Annotated in this window: 11 protein-coding genes; 3 read left to right on the forward strand and 8 right to left on the reverse strand. The window is 54.6% G+C overall.

Translation table 11 applies throughout. The features are described 5' to 3' along the window. Positions 1-38 precede the first annotated feature (38 nt). Entirely contained in the window at positions 39-2,837 is a 2,799-nt protein-coding gene (locus WG31_RS08600) for a phosphoenolpyruvate carboxylase (protein WP_063354263.1), read from the forward strand. 46 nt (positions 2,838-2,883) lie between these two features. Here WG31_RS08600 and WG31_RS08605 read toward each other — a convergent pair whose 3' ends face one another. From WG31_RS08605 to WG31_RS08625, 5 genes are all read right to left on the reverse strand, one after another. Further along, positions 2,884-3,909, reverse strand: coding sequence for an alpha/beta fold hydrolase (locus tag WG31_RS08605; RefSeq protein WP_063354933.1), 1,026 nt, complete (start codon positions 3,907-3,909; stop codon positions 2,884-2,886). A 147-nt stretch (positions 3,910-4,056) separates the two neighbouring features. Continuing rightward, positions 4,057-6,144 carry an elongation factor G gene (gene fusA / locus WG31_RS08610; RefSeq protein ID WP_006116539.1) on the reverse strand — a complete coding sequence of 696 codons (2,088 nt, stop codon included), beginning with the start codon at positions 6,142-6,144 and terminating at the stop codon, positions 4,057-4,059. A gap of 228 nt (positions 6,145-6,372) precedes the next feature. Further along, entirely contained in the window at positions 6,373-6,678 is a 306-nt protein-coding gene (rpmB, locus tag WG31_RS08615; protein ID WP_003624085.1) for a 50S ribosomal protein L28, read from the reverse strand. 117 nt (positions 6,679-6,795) lie between these two features. Beyond that, positions 6,796-7,089: a hypothetical protein gene (locus WG31_RS08620; RefSeq protein WP_035352632.1), complete on the reverse strand. Its 294-nt coding sequence runs from the start codon at positions 7,087-7,089 to the stop codon at positions 6,796-6,798. A 96-nt stretch (positions 7,090-7,185) separates the two neighbouring features. Then, the gene (locus WG31_RS08625; RefSeq protein WP_063354935.1) at positions 7,186-8,937 is read right to left on the reverse strand and encodes an ABCB family ABC transporter ATP-binding protein/permease; all 1,752 of its coding nucleotides are present in this window, start codon (positions 8,935-8,937) and stop codon (positions 7,186-7,188) included. Positions 8,938-9,118: 181 nt separating this feature from the next. Here WG31_RS08625 and WG31_RS08630 point away from each other — a divergent pair, with 181 nt between their 5' ends. Next, entirely contained in the window at positions 9,119-9,991 is an 873-nt protein-coding gene (locus WG31_RS08630; protein WP_063354934.1) for an NUDIX hydrolase, read from the forward strand. Positions 9,992-9,995: 4 nt separating this feature from the next. On the opposite strand, the gene WG31_RS08635 is transcribed toward WG31_RS08630, so the two are convergent. Genes WG31_RS08635 through WG31_RS08645 form a run of 3 tightly spaced genes read right to left on the reverse strand, consistent with a single transcriptional unit; the run spans position 9,996 to position 17,555 of the window. Then, entirely contained in the window at positions 9,996-12,986 is a 2,991-nt protein-coding gene (locus tag WG31_RS08635; protein WP_063354264.1) for a [protein-PII] uridylyltransferase, read from the reverse strand. A 5-nt stretch (positions 12,987-12,991) separates the two neighbouring features. Continuing rightward, a complete protein-coding gene (gene mutS, locus WG31_RS08640; protein WP_063354265.1) occupies positions 12,992-15,640 on the reverse strand; it encodes a DNA mismatch repair protein MutS in 2,649 nt (882 codons plus the stop codon). Positions 15,641-15,680: 40 nt separating this feature from the next. Continuing rightward, positions 15,681-17,555, reverse strand: a complete 1,875-nt coding sequence (locus WG31_RS08645) for a tetratricopeptide repeat protein (RefSeq protein WP_063354266.1) — start codon at positions 17,553-17,555, stop codon at positions 15,681-15,683. Positions 17,556-17,639: 84 nt separating this feature from the next. Here WG31_RS08645 and WG31_RS08650 point away from each other — a divergent pair, with 84 nt between their 5' ends. Then, positions 17,640-19,145 (forward strand): carboxypeptidase M32, encoded by a 1,506-nt coding sequence (locus tag WG31_RS08650; protein ID WP_063354267.1) that lies wholly within the window; start codon positions 17,640-17,642, stop codon positions 19,143-19,145. Positions 19,146-19,285: the final 140 nt, after the last annotated feature.

The raw sequence follows: 19,285 nt of genomic DNA on the forward strand, positions 1-19,285 counted from the left end.
TATAACTGTTTTACTGCAGGAACCTTCAGGACGCCCTTATGACTATGGATAACACATCTTCTCTTTCCCGTTTGGACAGTATCCTTGCGTCCGCCACTGCTCGGCCAGATGTCGGCATAGCAGCTGAAGGCACAAATCCTGTTATGGGTATCGCGCTCCGACTGGGAGAAGCTTTTGCCAACAAGGAAATCTCACAGGCAGATATTGTAAGCCTGGTGCAAAAGCTCCGTGATGAAGCCTTTCTGGCGCGTGCCCGTAAACTGCACCGATATGTAGGCGGTGCAACACTTGAAGCCACACAAGAAAAGCTTCGTAATGTTGCACGTTCGGTAGCAGACACATGCCCTACCGGTTCTTTTACAGAGTATCAGGATCGCATTTCCGCCATTCAATTTGCAGCGGTTTTTACAGCACACCCTACTTTTGCCCTCAGCAACCCAGTGTACGCGGCTTTGGCAGAAAGTGCATCCCAAGCCATCCCCCCGCAGGAAGCACCGTTTTTTGAAACGCACAGACGTTCTACGCCTCCTACGCTGGAAGAAGAGTTTACACTAGCTGCACAAGCCATCACCCGTGCGCGTGACGCCATGGATTTGTTAGCGACTGCTCTGCTGGAAGAAGCTGCCACCCGTTGGCCACAGGAATGGACAAGACTGAAGCCCTGCCCGGTTATTGCAACCAGTTGGGTTGGCTACGATACCGATGGCCGCACAGATATTGGATGGTGGGATACTCTACGCCTACGCCTACGTATGAAACTGTTCCAGTTGATGCGGTTGGAAAGCCAGATCATGCACGAAGGCTTACTGGCCCCGGAACTCACAGAAAAACTGCAACGGGCCATTGCCTGCGTAAAAGAACAAATTAGCGCTGTTCCTGCTGGCCCTGGCGATGCGCAAGCTGTGGCAAATTTTGCAAAACTTCTGGTTTCTCAGCGCAATACAGCACTAACACACACCGCAGAACTAGATAGCTTGCTTGAGGCTGCCATTAATACAGCGCCGCCTTCTGCACGCATTCCACTTGCTGTTGCCCGCGCTGGGTTTGTGGCGCATGGGCTGGGATTGGCCCATACACATGTGCGGCTCAATGCCTCCCAGATTCATAACTTTGTGCGTCAGAAGCTAAACCTGCTGGATGACCCCAACAACCCGGCCCATCGCCGAGCATTGCTGAACCAGATTAACGAGGCGCTAGAAACTGTTACGCCTGTCCCGGTGGATTTTGGCGCACTGCTAAGCGATCCTTCCAGTGCTGGGCGGTTGATGATGACCATTGCGCAAATGGTCAAATTTATCGATTCCGATACGCCTGTTCGCTTTCTGATTGCAGAAACAGAAACCGGCTACACGTTGCTCTCCGCCCTATGGGTGGCTTCCTGCTTTGGCGTGGCAGATAAAATTGAAATCTCGCCACTGTTTGAAACTGAAGATGCCCTTATGAACGGTGAGCACATTGTGGAAGAAGCCCTGCGTTCTCCCACATGGCGTGCATATATCCGTCGTATCGGCCGCATGTGCTTCCAGTTTGGATATTCCGATTCTGGGCGGTATGTCGGCCAGTTGGCCGCAACGTATCAGATAGAGCGCCTGCGCCTGCGCATCCATGATCTGCTGGTTCGATGGAATATGCAGGATATTACCGTGGTGTTTTTTGATACCCACGGTGAAAGCATAGGCCGCGGCGCGCACCCTTTCCGTATGGCAGATCGGCTGGATTACCTTTCCCCACCCCATGTGCGGGCGCGGTTTAAAGCCACAGGCATTGCCTGCCGTGAGGAAACAGCTTTTCAGGGGGGAGATGGCTATCTCCTTTTTGGTACGCCGGAACTGGCAGGCGCCACAATGGCCACCATTGCGGAAAACCTGTTTCTACCCTTACGGCAGGAAGAAGACCCTATTTATGATCAGCCCGATTTTTCGGCTGATTTCTTCTCCAGCATTAGCGAGGGCATGAAAAAACTGGTGGAAGACCCCGGTTATGCCGCGTTGCTGGGGGCTTTTGGGCCTTCCCTTATTGATAGAACCGGCTCTCGGCCACCTGCTCGCCAAAGTGCAGAAAGCGCAACCCATAAGCGTATTACTCACCCCAGCCAGCTACGCGCCATTCCCAACAACGCGATCCTTCAGCAACTCGGATGGTGCGCCAACACCTTGCAAGGCTTGGGAGCAGCCGTACGCCGCCACCCGGAAACCTTTGAAACATTCCGTACATCCAGCCCGCGTTTTCATCGTGCTCTGGATTTTGCCCAACATGGTCTTGCGTGCTCGGATGACAAGGTTCTGAAAAGCGTTGTCTGTTTGCTGGACCCTGGCTTCTGGCTCGATCGCGCTACCGAGGAAAAAACACCGGCTCGTCGGAAGGCTTTTCTTTCCCTGATGCAGGATCTGGAAAAGCTAGACCTATCAGCCGAACTTCTCACTATGTTCCGCCGCATTCAGGCCGACCATCTTGCGTTAAGAGAAGCTTGGGAGCACGCACCACGCACAGAGCCTCAAATCCGGCTTCTGCATGCCATCCGCATTATGCTTATTGAGCAAATATGGCTTTTGGCATGCCGTGTGCCCTTCTTTATGCCCCGTGGGGGCTTTAACCATGATGTCATGATGCAGCATATACTGTGTCTGGATATTTCGGTTGTGCTGGAAGAGCTTGAGCATATCTTCCCCACCAGCACTGGCCCAACCAACCTTGATTTTCATGAACCACGCGGCCCGCGCGAAGAAGGTATTTACGAGCGCGAGCACAGAGACATCTTTGTGCCAATGCAACAGATGTTTGAGCTTATTCGTGAAATCAGCGTCGCCATCATGCACAATATCGGCGCTTTTGGCTGAGGTCTTTTTATAAAATAAGGGGCTGCCTTAATGGTGGCCCCGCACTTTATCTGCCCCCTAGAAAGCTCTCCACAGCCAACGTAAAGAGCTGCGGATTCTGCAAAAATGCAAAATGGCTGGTATTAGGCAGCACCAAGAGCCCTGCCCCTTCTACCGTAGCCGCCATATGCTCGGCCTGAACACGCCCCACAATACCATCATGATCTGCGGCAGCCACCCATAACGGTGCTGTTATCCGCATAAGATCTGCATCCGTCCAATTGGGTTGCCTGCTGCGCATAGTCTGCACTGTAGATTCCAGATCTCCAAACCTATGTGGTGTGGAAGAAAGCTGCCTGTATTCCTGCCGGGTTCTTTCCATAAAAGATTTGTAAGCAGGAATATCTCCTGCGCGTGCGAGCAGACCATCTGGCGTGCTCCACGGTGCAAAAGCAAATATCCGACTGACACTGCTGGGGTGGCGCATACCAACGTCTAGCGCCTGCACTGCGCCATCCCCCCATCCCACCAAGGCCACGCGCCGCAGGTGTAAAAACGCCATAACTGTGAGCACATCATCGGCCAGCAAATCATACCCCAAGGGCAAAGCCCCCATTGTGCTGCGCCCATGCCCACGCATATCCATCACAATCACACGGCATCTGGCACGCAAAAGCGCACGGGCAAGGTCTCCCATATAATTGGAATTGGCCAAACCATCGTGCAATAGCATGACGGGCACACCCTCCCCCGCCGATGCATAATATAATTGGGCCTTACCTTGTGCTGGCACCATGCCCGTATCAACAGGTAAGCCACCACTTTCAGCTTCCAGCGCCAAGGGTGTGGGCGGTAAAGCACGCCAATCATACACCCCATTGATAGGCGGCATTTTATCTACGGAAGACGATGCAAAAGCCAACGAAGGAGCCTGAGCAAAGGCTTTATGGGCAAAAAACCCCGATGCCATGCCCCCCAGCGTAAACTGCATAAGCGCACGCCGGTTTACCCGTGTTTTCTGCGCGGTCTCATCCATTGCACATTCAAACAGCTTCGGCATCTTGCTCGTCTTTCCGTTTCTTTTCTGCGCCATCACACATACCCAGCGCATGACATATTCATGCCATACCATGCCGCTTTGTATTTAGCGCACGCAACGTAATCTGGTTTTGCACAATAAAAAAGCCGCCCCCTTTACAGGGAGCGGCCTTTATATTCCGAAACCGAAAAACGGCTGAAATTACTTGGACTGAGCCATAATTTCTTCAGCAACGTTGCGCGGCACCGGATCGTAATGATGGAACTGCATGGTGAAGGAAGCGCGGCCCTTCGTCATGGAGCGCAGGTGAGAAATGTAGCCGAACATTTCTTTCAGCGGCACATAAGCACGCACCATAACGGTGGAGCCGGAGGTTTCCTGGCTCTGGATCATGCCACGACGACGGTTCAGGTCACCCACCACGTCACCGACGTGATCGTTCGGGGTGGTGATTTCCACGTCCATAATCGGTTCCAGAATAACCGGACCAGCTTTTTTCATGCCATCACGGAAGCAAGCCTTAGCCGCGATTTCGAACGCCAGAGCGGACGAGTCAACGTCATGGTACTTACCGTCAAGCAGCGTGAACTTGAAGTCCACTGTCGGGAAGCCTGCCAGCACACCAGTAGAAGACTGAACGCGAATACCCTTTTCAACGGCCGGGATGTATTCTCTGGGAACAGAACCACCAACAACCTTGTTTTCGAACAGGATACCTTCGTTACGTTCAACCGGCTGGAACTCAATCTTCACTTCAGCGAACTGACCGGAACCACCAGACTGCTTTTTATGGGTATAGGTTTCCGTATGCGGCTGCGTGATGGTTTCACGGTATGCCACCTGCGGTGCACCCACATTTGCATCCACACCATATTCACGACGCAGACGGTCGATAATGATGTCCAGATGCAGTTCGCCCATGCCGGACAGAATAGTCTGGCCTGTTTCCTGATCGGTCTTGAGCTGCAGGGAGGGATCTTCACCAGCCAGCTTCTGCAGTGCCAGTGTCATCTTTTCCACTGCGTCCTTGGTTTTCGGTTCGACGGAGATGTCGATAACCGGAACCGGGAAGGACATACGTTCCAGAACAACCGGATCTGCCGGATCTGCCAGCGTATCACCTGTCTGGGAATCTTTCAGACCCACAAATGCAGCAATGTCACCAGCGTGCACTTCTGTCAGTTCTTCACGCTTATCAGCATGCATCTGATAGATACGGCCGATACGTTCCTTGTGGCCCTTGGTGGTGTTCAGAACCGTATCACCGGTTTTGAGCACGCCGCGATAAACGCGCACAAAGGTCAGCGTACCGTACTTATCGTTAATGATCTTAAAGGCCAGACCAGCAAACTTACCATTGGGGTCAACCGGAATGATAGGCTGGTTTTTTTCGTCGTCTTCTTCACCTTCCGGCGGAGCACAACGAATACCTTCAACATCGTCCGGCGCTGGCAGGTAGTCGATAATGGCATCAAGCAGAGGCTGCACGCCTTTGTTCTTAAACGCCGTGCCGCACAGAACCGGACGGAATTCGCCAGAAATAGCGCCCTTTTTGATGCAGCGCTTCAGGGTTTCAACAGAAACGTCACCCTTTTCGAAGTATTCTTCCATGGCTGCATCATCAACAGCCAGAGCTGTATCCAGCAGGTTCTGGCGTGCTTCTGCAGCCTTTTCCTTCAGGTCAGCCGGAATTTCTTCATCGTGGAACTTCGCGCCAAGTTCACCGCCTTCCCAGACGATAGCCTTCATTTCCACCAGATCAACAACGCCAACAAACTTGTCTTCTGCGCCAATTGGCAGCTGCAGCGGGATAGCAACGATATCCAGCTTTTCTTTCAGCGTATCAAATGCACGGTAGAAGTCTGCACCGGTACGATCCAGCTTGTTGATGAAGATGATCCGAGGCACCTTGTAACGGTCTGCCAGACGCCAGTTGGTTTCGGACTGCGGCTGCACACCAGCCACACCTTCAATAATGAACACGGCCCCATCGAGCACACGCAAGGAGCGGTTCACTTCAATGTTGAAGTCGATATGTCCGGGCGTATCAATAATGTTGATACGGTGGCCGTCCCACTCACAGGTCACGGCGGCGGACGTAATGGTAATACCACGCTCACGTTCCTGAGCCATGTAGTCTGTTGTGGTGTTACCTTCGTGCACTTCACCAATTTTATGGGAAACACCGGTGTAGTACAGCATACGTTCGGTCGTGGTCGTCTTACCTGCGTCAATATGCGCGGTAATACCGATATTACGAATCTTGGACAGATCGGATGTGGCGGACACGAAAACCTCCAGAAAACAGGTCAGGCGCGAATGGGAATCCCTTCGCGCCTGTGGCCGCCGCGCGCCGTATTGGCACCTGTGATGTTAAAATCTTCAGGAAACCCGGCTGCCGGAAACCGGCCGATAGACGACGATGTCTGGCACCTTGCCAGACATCTACACCGCAGAAACCGGCCCACTCCACCAAAAGAGCAGATCCGGCTCCACTGAATTAGGTAAACCCCTGAATCAGGCGCCTGCGGCTGCCTGTTTTTTGGCCTGAGCGCGCAGAACGCGGCGCTTGATGACCTGTGCTTCTTCAGGAAGCTTGCGGTTAGGCGTGCTCAGCAGGAATGCATCCAAGCCGCCATTGTGTTCAATGGTGCGCAGGCCACGAGCACTTACGCGCATACGCACGGCAGAACCCAGAGTTTCGGAAACCAAGGACGCATCCTGCAGGTTCGGCAGGAAGCGACGGCGGGATTTGTTGTTAGCGTGGCTGACGTTGTTTCCGGTCAGCACACCTTTGCCGGTAATCTGGCAACGACGGGACATTGTCTCATCCTTGTCTTATACAAAATAGGAACAGAGGGCCGAGACAAGCGCCCGGCGACCACATTCAGGATTGGCGCGGCTTATGGCTTAGCCACGGCTTTCAGTCAAGGGTTGTGCTCAGGCTTTCTCGTTTTCCTGCCCGGTCTGTGCCCGAACAGACGCATGCACTTCACCCGATCTAACGCTCTGAGCAGCTGAATCGAGAATGCGCAAAACGGTGTCCTTATCCATAATCTGGGCAAGAATACCTACAGAATTACCCAAAAGAGCGGATGCCACTGCCAGCGGCGGATATTTTTCACTCCGCAGATGTTCAATAGCGTGCTGAATAACCATATCGCACCGCGCCAGATCTTCGGGCACATCCATGTTCGGGCCTGCTGCGGGAGTCTGCCCTGCTGTTTCGGTCATCTCTTTTGATCCTTCATTTTTCTGCGTCCCACATTCTCTGCGGGCGCGCGATTCGTCAGACACAGCCAAGCCTTACCAGCAGGCCTCCGCCTTTTATCACGTCTCCTGCCCGCTTTCTCCCCCCTGAGCAGCCCACATGGATGCATACACCTCATTCTGGGCCAGCAGGGCTGCATGCGTGCCACGCTCAACAATATGCCCCTTGGCCATCACCAAAATTTCGTCTGCATCCACAATGGTGGACAAACGGTGGGCAATAACAAGAGTTGTGCGGCGTGCGGAAACCGTTTTAAGCGCTGCCTGTATTTCTTTTTCAGTATGTGTGTCTAACGCACTCGTGGCCTCGTCAAGCACAAGAACGCGTGGGTCTTTCAAAATCGTGCGGGCAATGGCCACTCGCTGCTTTTCTCCGCCGGACAGTTTAAGCCCGCGTTCACCCACCTGTGTTTCATACCCTTCGGGCAAGGACATGATAAAATCATGTATCTGCGCCAACTGGGCCGCATGCTGCACCTCTGCCGGTGTAGCCCCTAAGCGACCATAGGCAATGTTGTAACCAATGCTCTCGTTAAACAGCACGGTATCCTGCGGCACCACACCAATGGCGGCACGCAAGTCTGCCTGCCGATAATCGCGCACATCGTGCCCATCTACCAACACAGAACCCGACCACACATCGTAAAACCGAAACAACAACCGGCTGATGGTAGATTTCCCCGCCCCTGTCGTGCCTACAATGGCAACCTTACGGCCCGGCGCCACCTCAAAGCTGATACCGTGCAGAATTTCACGCTCTGGCCGGTATCCAAAATGCACATCCCTAAACGCCACCCGTGCAGGCGCAGAAACCTGCAAGCGTGTGGCTATAGGGAGAGGATGCGCAGGATCTGCAACTTCCACTTCCTCTTCCGTCAGCCCTAGCATGTGTTCCAGATCAACCAGTGCAGTGCGAATGGCAGAATAGACAGAACCCAGAAAATTCAGTGGCCCATAAAGTTGCAGCAGATACGTGTTGACCATAACAAACTCGCCAACCGTAATGCGCCCGGCCTCAATATCGTGCCCACCCAACAGCATAATGGCCGTAAGAGACAAAGCGATAATGGCTGCCTGCCCGAAATTGAGAAAGCCTAAGGAATACTGCGTTTTGCGCGCGGCCTGTTCGTAGCGCGCCTGTGCACTATCATACCTTTGGGCTTCGTGCGTTTCGTTGCCAAAATATTTTACGGTTTCGTAATTCAGCAGGCTATCTAGCGCCTTGCCTGTGGCCTCGCTGTTGGTTTCATTCATCTCACGCCGGATTCCCAACCGCCAAGATGTAAACCGTACGGTAAACAGAATGTAGGCCGCAATCATCAGCGCCATCAGCGCCACATACTGCCAATTAAAAACACGCCAGATAACCACCATCACCAACGCCGCCTGCAGGATGGTGGGGGAAATAGACATGATCATCCGCAGCAGCGTTTCCACGGCCTCTGTCCCGCGCTCAATAGCACGCGTGACCCCTCCGGTGCGCCTATCCAGATGAAAGCGCAAGGAGAGCGCATGCATATGCTCAAAACTGCGGTAAGCCGCCTGCCTTGCCACCCTAAACCGGACTGGCGCAAATAAAGCATCTCGCAAATTGGTAAGGGCCGCGGAAACCAGCCGCACCAATCCGTAACAGAGAATTAAAGCCGCAGGCGCCATGGCCAGCGAGTGAGGATGCGTAAACCTATCCACCACCTGGCTGTAAACTAACGGAACACCCAACGTGGCCAGTTCGCCCCCAAGCATAACCACAAGAACCAGCACAACCCGCCAACGCAGGGCACGATTTTCCTGTGGCCACAAATATGGCAGCAAACGCGAAAGTGTGATGGAAACCGGCTTTTTAAGCGGCCCGGCAGCCGCGCGACGTGGTGGCATAACTCGCATGTGCCATGCTGGGCGCATTTTGCAACCCCGCCACACCTTGCCACCGCCTTTGCCACACCCGATAACAACCTTAAACACGCTCGGCACAGTTCAACAGGATTTTGTTTCCATGTCCCCCGACACCACGCCCTTTCTTCGGCATCTCAGGCAGTGCAACACTGCTATCATTCCTGGCAAACGTGCCCCTTTTTCTCTGGCTGGCACATCTGCCGGGTGGATTACGCCAGAACTGTTCGACAGGCTGGAAAAAGCAGGCTTGGGCAACCGCACAACAGGTTTTAACCTGCCAGACCCGAGCAAGCTGGAAGCTTTGGGTGAAGCTTTGGCGCAAGAAGGTTTTTACCGCTCCCACCACGAACTGTTTGATGTGCGAACAGATGTAGGTGAACCTGCCATTGCCCGCATTGATCGTGGAGCCTTGCCTCTTTTTGGGCTGGTGGCCACGGGCGTGCACATGAACGGGCTGGTGCGCAAAGCAGACGGTCTTTATCTGTGGACAGGACGCCGGGCTGCAAACAAGCGGCTAGACCCTTCCAAGCTAGACCACTTGGTAGCAGGCGGCGTACCTACAGGCCACACCCCGCGTGAAGCCCTGATTAAGGAAGCAGCAGAAGAAGCCAGCATTCCCCACAATCTTGTAGCTCAGGCACAGGAAACGGGGCATCTGGTTTACGCCATGGAGCGGCCAGAAGGACTAAGGCGAGATATTCTTGTTTGTTATGATCTCTACCTGCCTGAAAGCTTTGAGCCAGAAGCCGCTGATGGCGAAGTGGAATCTTTCGCGCTGTTGCCGCTAGCTAAAGTGTTTCAGATTGTGCGAGATACGGATGAATTTAAGTTCAACGTCAATCTGGTACTGATTGATCTGTTCCTGCGCCATGGCCTGATAGATGCCAACACATTAGCAGGCCAACAGCTACGCACGGGGCTTAACCACGGTCTTTCCGCTGCCAGCCCCGGACACCACCCTGTTTCAGCCTGATTTTTCAGGCTGAATAGCGGGCATCTGCGCAAGCGCTGGCCTCGGCTTCAGCTTCCTTCAGCCCGGCCAGCAAGCGCTCACGGATTTCCTCCAGCCGTTTTTTATCCGTAATTTTCAGGCCAAACAGGTCTTTTACGTAAAAAACGTCCACTGCTCGCACACCATACGTGGTGATATGAGCAGAGGCAATTTGCAGGTTCTCACGGCTCATGGCGGCCGTGACATCATGCAGTAGGCCGGGACGATCGCGCCCGTTGATTTCAATAACGGTGTAAGTATTGGAAATGCCGTTATCTATCACCACACGTGGCGGAACATGAATGGCCCGCATACGCATGGGCATGTGCCCAAATCCGGCCCGCGCAATTTCTTCACTAATATCAATATGGCCGCTTAAGCCCTGCTCGATTAAAGATGCCAAACGGGCAAGCTTGTGTGTTTCTTCATAGGCCTGTCCAGAGGTATCCTGAATCCAGAACGTATCCAGCGCCATGCCGTGTGTCATGGTATGAATACGCGCATCCACAATGGAAGCCCCTGCCAAAGCCAAAGCCCCTGCTATTTTGGAAAACAGGCCCGGCACGTCCACTGTGTAAATGGTTACTTCCGTCACCCCACGCGCAGGCAGAGGCAGCACTTCTACCGTAAGTGGTGCATCCTTGGCATCTGCCGCCCGGATAAGCCGTGCATGGCGGCGATGTGTCTCATAGTCGAAGGAAAGCCAGTAACCAGCGTAACCCAGCCCTAAAAAGCGTTCGATATCCTTTTGAGGAACGCCTTCTTCAGTGAGAATATCGGCTGTAATTTCCTTGGCATGGCGCACGCGCACATCTCGTTCCGTGGTGGCCAGACCACCGGCCAGAACTTCTGCTACACGCACATATAGCTCACGCAGCAGCGTGGCCTTCCATGCGTTCCACACGCGGGAACTCACGGCGCGCATGTCCACAATAGTCAGCAGCAACAGCAGCCGCAGACGTTCTGGAGACTGCACAATGTCTGCCACATCCAAAATGGTTTTGGGGTCATCAATATCGCGCTGGAACGCTGTATGGCTCAGCAGCAGATGATGCAGCACCAACCACGAAACAGTTTCTGTTTCTTCGCCGGACATACCTAAGCGCGGGCAAAGTTCAGCCGCAATTTCTGCCCCGATTTCAGAATGGTCTCCACCCCGGCCCTTGGCAACATCATGCAATAGAACGGACATATACAACGCCCGTTTGGAATGCAGCCCTTTTACCAGTTCATAGGCAATGGGGATTTCATCCGCCATGCGGCCAGAGGCCACTTCATCCAGAATACGCACGGCTTCTATGGTGTGCTCATCCACCGTAAACACGTGGTACGTATCAAACTGCATCTGCCCGACAATGCGCGCCCAATCTGGAATCAGACGGCCAAAAATGCCGGTTTCGTTCAGAATATGCAGCCAGTGCGCATGCCCTGCTGGCGGATATTCCCCATAAGCAGCAGAATAGGACAAACCACTTTCTTCCACTACGGAAGGCACAGAAGCCGTTGTCGGACGACGGCGTGGTTTTTGCTCCACCGTGGATTCATCACCACACAGCAGATCAAGGAAAATACGCGCGGCTTCCGGGTTATCCCGCAGGCTGGTAGCCCGCCGCTCCCACCGGATGAGCTGATGCCGCGCCAACGGGTGCAGCGGACGGCGGCGCACACGCGCCCAATCCAGAATCTGCATCATTTTAATGGGTTCTTGATCGAAACTTACGCCACGATCAGGCAGAATCTGGCCATCCAGTAAGGTAAACCCGGCTTGCCGCATAGCTTCATCTGGCTTGGCGGCATTGGCCACCGGCCCTTGGGCCTGCCGAAGCACAGCGGGTTCTAAAACATGGGTTAACCGCATAACTTCCCGGGCTGTCAGGAAGTAGTGGCGCATAAAGCGCTCTACCCCATTTTGGCGCCCGTGCCGGGTATATCCCATGCGTGCGCCAATAACGGGCTGCATGTCAAAGGTCAGCCGTTCTTCTGCACGCCCTGCCACGTAGTGCAGATGCAAACGCACTGTCCACAAAAAGTCCCAAGACCGGCGGGCACGTGCGGCTTCCTGCTCTGTGAGCAGCCCCATCCAGATAAATTCCGGAGCCAGAAGATCTTTGACATGGCGCGTGCCAAAAGTGTTGCGGCACATCCAGTACAGGGTTTGCAGATCACGCAGCCCCCCGCGCCCTTCCTTTATGTTGGGCTCTACCAGATACGGGCTATCACCAAACCGCCGGTGGCGTTCCAAACGTTCACGCCGTTTATCATGAATAAAGCCAGCGGCACCTGCATCCACACAGGCTAGAATATAGCGGGCCTCAAACGTGGCAAAAAGGGCTGAATCCCCAGCCAACAAACGCGCATCAAGCAGCGCGGTGCGCACTGTGGTATCTTTTTTAGCTTCTTCAATACATTCATTGATTGTGCGGGTGGCATGCCCCACCTTCACACCCAGATCCCACAGGAAATATAGAACGTATTCAATAAGAGGATGTGCCCGTTCTGCACTTTCTTCCGCCACCAGAAACAGCAGATCAATATCGCTGAACGGGGCCAAAAGCCCGCGCCCATAACCACCCGTGGCGGCAATGGCAAAGCTGGGCAGCATGCCACTTTCTACAGTGCCCGCCCCAATGGTGGCGCGTACGGCCAGATCAACAATGGCACGCACCATAACATCGGTAAAAACAGCTATCTTTTTGGCTGCCCCAGCGCCTTTAAGTTCATGCCGTTCAAAACGGTTGCGTATATCCGCCTGATACCGCCCAAGATGACGGCGGAAAATGGCAACAGCATCATCCCGTTCAGGAATAACCGCATCTTCCGGTGTTGCATCTCTTAATTCCCGCGTCAGACACGCAGAAAGCATTTCTGGCGTTAGGGTTGCCAGCATGGTCATGTCGGACTGCTGCGCTGCGGCAGGCTCTACGGAAGGGGTGGGCATGAGAGGCGAGTTCTGCTCCTGAATGGGGTCTGGCGTCATAGTGTTTAGTCTGCCACTTGCGCATGTTCTTCCTGCGCCGCTTCCTTGCGCAATTCGTACAGAAGATCCAGCGCTGCGCGGGGTGTCAGACTATCCGGGTCGATTTCTATCAAACGTTTACTTAACGTATTTTGGGGCTCTGGGGGTAATGCCTTCTGCGTGTCAAACAACGGAAGAGGTTCGGGTATTGTATTTTCAGCACGTTCCAACTCCCGCAGCAGGCGCCCTGCCCGATCCACCACAGCGTGCGGCACACCAGCCAGCCGTGCAACGTGTACACCCCAGCTTTTTTTGGCTGATCCTGCAAGCACTTCATGCAAAAACACAATTTGCCCCCGCCATTCCCGCACCGCCATAGTATGCAAAGAAAGCCGCGGAAGTGTATCCACTAGGCGCGAAAGTTCATGAAAATGCGTTGCAAAGATTGCACGGCAGCGCACGCTTGAATGCAAAGCCTCCAGCACAGACCATGCTATTGCCAAACCATCCAATGTGGCCGTGCCGCGCCCAATCTCGTCCACCACAACAAGAGAACGCGGGCCGGCTTGGTTAAGAATGGCGGCAGTTTCCGTCATTTCCACCATAAAAGTGGAGCGCCCGCGCGCCAGATCATCCGAAGCCCCTACGCGAGAGAAAAGCTGATCCACCACTCCGATTCGAACCCGGTCTGCCGGAACGGGGAACCCTCCTTGCGCCAGAATAACTGCTAGCGCTGTCTGGCGCAGGTAGGTGGATTTACCGGCCATATTTGGCCCTGTTAGCAGCATAACCCGCTGCTGCGGTGCCAGATCACACGTATTGGGTGTAAAACGCGTGCCGGCTGGCAAGGCTGCTTCTACTACCGGGTGGCGGCATCCTTCCAACGCGAATGCGAAATCCTCCGTCACCTCTGGCCGGCACCACGTGCCACTTCCCGCAAGATCTGCACAGGATTGCAAAACATCCAGCACAGCCAAGGCCTGAGCCAAAACCGGCATACTGCGTTCTGCCAGAACCTGTTCTACCAACGCGCTGAATAACTCTTTTTCACGCTGAGATGCTTTTTCTGCAGCCTCGGTTATACGGGCATCCAGCGTTGAGAGTTCTTCTGTAGCAAAACGCGCATTGCTGGCTGTGCCTTGGCGCAAGATAAGTTCTGGCTTGTCCTTCAGCTTGGCGCTGGCCGCCACGGGCACTTCCATCACGTAGCCAAGCTGCGCATGATGGCGGATTTTAAGGCTGTTTAGCCCATAATGCGCGGCATACTTCGCCTGCAAACCTGCAATCAGACGGCGTGAATCATCTCGTAACCCTCGGTATTCATCCAGTTTGGCATCATAGCCCTGCGCGATAACGCCGCCATCATCCAACCGTGCTGGAAGGTTTTCTGCCAGCGCGCTCATGAGTTCAGCCTCTAGCGCTTGCCCTCCGCCTAACCTTGTAACCGCCTGATGTAACACCGGAGGTAATGAGGCAGCAGAGGCCGTAAGAATACGTGCGGCCTCCCGCGCTACCATAAGGCCATCGCGCATGGCGGCCAGATCTCGCGGTTGCCCACGCCCAAGGGATAAGCGACCTAATGCCCGAGCAATATCCGGTGCTTTTTTGAGTATTCCACGCAACGCCTCACGCCGCACAGAATCTTCTTTCAGCCACCACCAACCTTCCTGCCGGGCAGCAATCTGGCCTGCATGTGTAAGTGGGGCCGCCAGCCACTCTGCCAACATACGCGCACCTGCGGCACTGACCGTACGGTTTACGGCGGAAAATAGCGTGTGCTCATCCCCTCCATCCCGCGCACGCAAAATATCCAAACTGGCCCGTGTGGCCGGATCTATACCCAGAATCCCGCTTTCATTTTGCGGAACAGGATGTGCCAAACGTGGCAACTTGCCAGCCTGACTACGCTGAACGTATTCCACCGCCATGGCAGCGGCCACGCTTTCTTCATCCGTAAAAGTGCCAAAGGCTTCTATGCTGGCCACATCAAAGGCACTGGCCAAACGCTGGCGGGCCGTATCTGCGCCAGATGCCACAGTTTCCGGCGCACGGCGGGCCTCATAATCCGCCAGATTGAGAACGGCAGGTGCAAGAACTTCCGCAGGGTCCAAACGGCCTAAAAGCGCGGGAAGCCCCTTGCCTGTCAGGCTTTCAGTTTCAAATAAGCCGGTTGAAACATCAATCCACGCCGCGCCAATAACTGTATCCGCAAAGGATGCCTCAGCTTTTTTGCCTTTTCCCTGCGGCGCTGTGAGCGCCAGCGCAAGCAAAAGGTTGGAACGCCCCGGTTCCAGCAATTCATCTTCTGTTAGCGTGCCAGGGGTAATCACCCTTACAACACCACGCGCCAAAGGCCCCTTGTTTGCTGGCCTGCCTTTACGGGGTGTTTCTGTCTGCTCTGCCACCGCTACCCGGAAACCACGCCGGATCAAACGCGCAAGATAAGCTGGGGCCGCCGCCACAGGCACCCCACACATGGGAATCGGTTCCCCCGCATGTGTGCCGCGTGCTGTTAGGGCAATATCCAGCGCGGCAGCGGCAGCCGTGGCATCATCAAAAAACAGTTCGTAAAAATCGCCCATACGGAAGAACAGCAGGGCTTCAGGATTTTCGGCCTTGAGGGTGAACCACTGCGCCATTGCCGGCGTAGCGCCTTTGGAGGAAATGCGTGTCATACCGCTATCATAAAGTGCTCTCGCACAGCGGCAACAGCCTTTAGGGCACCATATCTGTGCGTTTTTCAGCCATCTTCTGCAAAACCTGCACAACAGTGGCGATACAGGGCTGCCACGGGGCATCACCCTCGCCGGCCTGAGGCTGGCGAATAACCCTAACGGAAGGATACCACAGGCTTCGCACCTCTCCATCTGGTTGCGTAATGGTGGAACCAGCCGCCCAGCGCCAGTCTCCACCAAAGCGATCCAGCAGCAACACGGGCAGCCCGAGTAAACCACCCAAATGCGCTATCATCGTATCCACGGTTATCACCACATCCAGCCCCGCCACAATACGGAATGTGTCCAGCACATCCCCTGGCGGCAATTGTGCCATTGGAAACGGAGTTTGCTGCGCTTCCGCATTTTTTTGGAGAGACTGAAACACAATATTATTCAGCCGCCCCAATGGTTCGAGCACTTGCGGATTGATCGAACGCCTGCGATCAAACTGATAAGTGGGGTTACCCGCCCAACATAGCCCGACATGCAAAGCAGATTTTTTGCCGGGTGCAGACTTTTGAACACCCACAATATCGGGCTGCCACGCAAACGGCGCTTCCATCCCCAGCACATCAGGTAGGCTCATAAGCCCGCAAGCTGCTTTAGCTTTTAAAGTGCGCTGGCTTGTACATACCGTTACATTTGGCAGGCGCGCCACATCCATCTGTTGCACAAAACTGCGTATGCTTTGCGGCACATACAGCAGCACCGGAACGCGCCGCGCCGCCGGAGCAACATAACGCAGAAATTGCAATACATCGCCCAACCCTTGCTCTGCATAGAGCAACACCGGGCTTTCCTGTGGCGTACCGTCCCATTGCGGCAAGCCAGCCGCACACGCCGGAGGGGCAACAATCTGGCGACGTGCCGCAAACAATTTCCAGCCCTGAGCAAAACGACCTTCCGCTAAATACAACACGCCGAGGTTCATCCGTGCACGAGCGGCATCCATACTTTTGCCTGCTAGGGTTTCTGCCTTGCGGAACAATGCCTCTGCCCGCTCATTCTCTCCTAAATCAGCAAGAGCCGTAGCGTAATTGAGCATCAAGCGGGCATCATTCTGCTGCAATGCACACGCAAGTTGAAGTTCTTGGGCAGCATTTTCCAACTGCCCAAGCGCCATATGCACCAGCCCCAGATTGCTGCGTGTTTCTGCCGCTTCGGGTTCTAATTGCACAGATTTTGCCAGAACGTCTCGGGCCTGCTCATAACTACGCGTGGCAAACAACGCCGCTCCATGATTAGCCAGAGCAGGCGCAGATGTTGGCAACTCTGCGGCCACAACCCGAAAATAGGGTTCGGCTTCTGCCGCCTTGCCTGCCCCATGCAGGATCATGCCATGTAGATTTTGCGCAAACAGATTTTGTGTATCCAGCCGTAAAGCTTTGCCGGAAACCTCTATCGCTTTTTCCAACTGCCCATGGCGGGACAAAAAAGCTGCCAGCGCCAGATGGCGTTCCTGCTCCAATGGCCGCAATTTTATGGTCGTGCGCAAAGCGCGTTCGGCCTCTGCAATACGATGCTGTGCTTCCAGAACCGAGGCCATAGCATCATGCGCGCGTGGGTCTCTTGGTGATGCAAGAACAGCAACATGAATGGCTGCCCGTGCAGCCTCTATTTGCCCTTCTGCCAACAAAGCCAAACCCAACGTTATATGAAAATGCGGTTCGGCCTGTAACTGCACAGCCTTGGCCGCCAAGGCCACTGCTGCGCGGTTATCTCCATCCGCACGCGCCACACAGGCCATGCCATGCAGTGCGCCCGCATGGCCCGGATTCTGCTGCAAGCAGTTTTGCAAAACACGCAAAGCCTGTTCCGCATTACCCTGCGCCAGCAATACCAGTGCAGATTCGACCTGTGTATCTATCTGCATGGTTATAGCTAACTCCTTTTTGTCATCTGAGATGCCTCAGAAAGTGCATTCCGTGCGCGGCGTGTATGCTTTACCATATAGGCCATGAATAAAGCCTATCTTTCCCTTGAACGCCACTTTGCCCGCCTTTCCTCTCTGAATGATGCCATCGGCATACTCTGCTGGGATAAAGAGGTGATCATGCCCTCCGGCGCAGCAGAACGTCGGGCAGAAAATCTGGCAATGCTGGAAGGCCTGCGCCACGAAATTCTGACTGCCCCAGTTGTTGCCGAACTACTAGAGCAGGCAGAACCGGGTGATGATGTTTGGCGCCGCGCCAATCTGGAAGAAATGCGCCGCCTGCACGCCCACGCCACGGCCTTACCCGGAGAACTGGTGGAAGCCAGCACGCAGGCCACGGCGCGCTGCGAAATGGTATGGCGCACTGCACGCGAGAATGGTGATTTTGCAGCCATTCTTCCCACGCTTTCTGAAGTGCTACGCCTCACGCGTGAAGTTGCTTTTGCTACAGGGGAAAAGCTGGGCCTCTCCCCTTACGATGCACTGCTGGATACGTTTGACCCCGGCACCCGCCAAACAGATATAGACCCGGTTTTTACACAACTTGCTGCTGGTTTGCCTGAACTGATTGGCACAGTGCTGGAAAAACAGAACAACCTACCCGCCGCTACGCCATTGTCTGGGCCATTTTCCGTGCCGCGGCAGGAAGCTCTGGGCCGCCAGCTTATGCAGCAGCTTGGGTTTGATGTAACGCGTGGGCGGCTGGATGTCAGCACACACCCCTTCTGCGGTGGGGCAACGCATGATGTGCGGCTGACCACCCGTTATGATGAAAATGATTTCATCCCCGCCATGATGGGTGTGCTGCATGAAACCGGCCACGCCCTATACGATATGGGCCTGCCGCCAGCATGGCTCTCTCAGCCCGTTGGGCAGGCCGGGGGCATGACGCTGCATGAAAGCCAATCTCTGCTGATGGAAATGCAGGTGTGCCGTTCCAACGCTTTTGCGGGGTGGCTTGCACCCAAACTTCAGGCCGCTTTTGATGTCCCCACAACCACCGCTGGCTGGGATGCACAAAATATTCACCGGCTTCTCACCCACGTGCAGCCAGGCTTTATTCGGGTTGACGCTGATGAAGTCACGTACCCGGCTCATATTCTGGTACGTTATGAACTGGAAAAAGCACTAATTTCTGGTGATTTACCGCTGGCCGACCTGCCCTCTGCGTTTAATGAGCGCATCCATGCACTTCTGGGGCTGCATGTGCCAGATGATGGGCGCGGCTGCTTGCAGGATATTCATTGGCCGGAGGGGCTGTTCGGTTACTTCCCGTGCTACACTCTTGGCGCCTTAACAGCCGCACAACTGCGAGAAGCCGCTTGCAAACAGGTGCCGCAAATTATGCCTGCCATTGCCAAAGGTGATTTTACGCCGCTGTTGGGTTGGCTGCGTGAAAACGTGCATAGCCGTGCACGCAGCGCCTCCATGCCCCAGATTGTACAGGACGCCACAGGGCGCAAGCTGGATGCCTCGGCCTATCTGGCCCATATCCAGCGCCGTTATGTGGAACGCGCGGAAGACGCATAAGCCAACGTTTCTTTCCTTCATGCCTGAATGTGGCAGCGGGGCATCCGCCCCGCACAGAACGCGTTTGCATAAACGCCTTACTGCCCCGAGACTGCCACATTCATTTTTCACCCGTTTGCAAGATTTCTGACCGGACGCCC

This window comes from Acetobacter oryzifermentans (genome assembly GCF_001628715.1).
In the GTDB taxonomy this organism is placed as follows: Bacteria; Pseudomonadota; Alphaproteobacteria; order Acetobacterales; family Acetobacteraceae; genus Acetobacter; species Acetobacter oryzifermentans.